General features: G+C 69.4%; 1 protein-coding gene and 1 riboswitch. The gene reads left to right on the top strand.

Annotated features, from left to right (window positions below; all coding sequences use genetic code 11):
* Positions 1-100: 100 nt before the first annotated feature.
* Positions 101-343, top strand: a riboswitch (cobalamin riboswitch).
* Positions 344-394: 51 nt separating this feature from the next.
* A partial coding sequence (locus AB0O00_RS38915; protein ID WP_363659400.1) for a HoxN/HupN/NixA family nickel/cobalt transporter occupies positions 395-1,547 on the top strand: 1,153 nt, incomplete at its 3' end.

The following is a 1,547-nucleotide window of genomic DNA, read 5'->3' as shown; positions in this document are numbered from 1 at the left end:
CCACAGTCGGCCCCCTCACCCGCCATGCCCGTGTCAGCACTTTGCGTTATTGCAACATATGCGCAGCTGCGCAGGCTTGTCGACAGGGCGGGCCAGCCCCTACGGTGTTCCCCGCCGTGGTGTTCGGGAAGTCCGGTGACAGCTCCTCAGGAGCCGATTCCGGCGCGGCCCTCGCCACTGTGAAGGGGTAGTGCCCCCGGCGCGCCCGCAGCGACTGCGGGCAGTCACCGGTGCCGTACGGCGCACGGGAAGACGAGCCGCGGGGTGCGCCCGGCCCTGCCCGGACGCGGGCGGACCCGGACATCCCGCAGCCAGGAGACCGGCCACGGCGCGCACGACTCCCCCGACCTCACCCGGGGGTGCCCCCATCGAGGAGCTGGAGAGGCCGCCCGTCATGACCCTCACCGACGACACCCCGTCCTCGACCCTGCCGCTGCCCCCGCGCTGGCAGCGCCAGGACACCGTCCGCACCGCCACGCTGCTGGGCGTCATCATCGCCATGCACGTCGTCGCCTTCGGCATGCTGTTCCTGCTGGTCGCCCCGAACCACTACACGATCGGCAACCAGGCCTTCGGCGTCGGCCTCGGCATCACCGCCTACACCCTCGGCATGCGACACGCCTTCGACGCCGACCACATCGCGGCCATCGACAACACCACCCGCAAGCTGATGGCCGACGGTCAGCGCCCGGTCTCGGTCGGATTCTGGTTCGCCCTCGGCCACTCCAGCATCGTCATGGCGATGGCCGCCCTCGTCGCCGGCGGCGCGCAGATCGCCGGCACCCTCGTCGACGACCAGTCCACCGCCCACCAGTGGCTCGGCGTCATCGGCACCAGCGTCTCCGGCACCTTCCTGTACCTCATCGCCGCCCTCAACCTGATCGCGCTCGCCGGGATCCACCGCGTCTACAAGGCCATGCGGGCCGGCCAGTTCGACGAGAAGCAGCTGGAGAAGCACCTCGACGAGCGCGGCTTCATGAACCGCATCCTCGGCCGCCTCACCAAGTCCATCCGCCGCCCCGGCCAGATGTACCCGGTCGGCGTGCTGTTCGGCCTCGGCTTCGACACCGCCACCGAGGTCGCCCTGATGGTGATGGCCGGTTCCGGCGCCGCCTCCGGCCTGCCCTGGTACGCGATCATCTGCCTGCCGCTGCTCTTCGCCTGCGGCATGAGCCTGTTCGACACCCTCGACGGCACCTTCATGAACTTCGCCTACCACTGGGCGTTCTCCAACCCGGTCCGCAAGGTCTACTACAACCTCACCATCACCGGCCTGTCCATCGCCGTCGCCTTCGTCATCGGCACCATCGAGCTGGTCGGCGTCCTGCACGAGAAGCTCGACCTCACCGACCCCGTCACCGGCTGGATCTCCGACATCAGCCTCGACAACGTCGGCTACATCCTGGTCGGCATGTTCGTCGTCGTCTGGGCCTGCGCCCTCGCCTACTGGCGCCTCGGCATCCTCCTGACCCCGCTCCTCGCCGCCGTGCTCCTGCACACCAAGGGCGGCATCTCGGCGGGCACCGTGCTGGAGATCGCCGAACAAC

This window comes from Kitasatospora sp. NPDC093558 (genome assembly GCF_040683475.1).
In the GTDB taxonomy this organism is placed as follows: Bacteria; Actinomycetota; Actinomycetes; order Streptomycetales; family Streptomycetaceae; genus Kitasatospora.
Note: the sequence above shows the minus strand (reverse complement) of the source record. Positions and strands in the feature narration are given on the sequence as shown.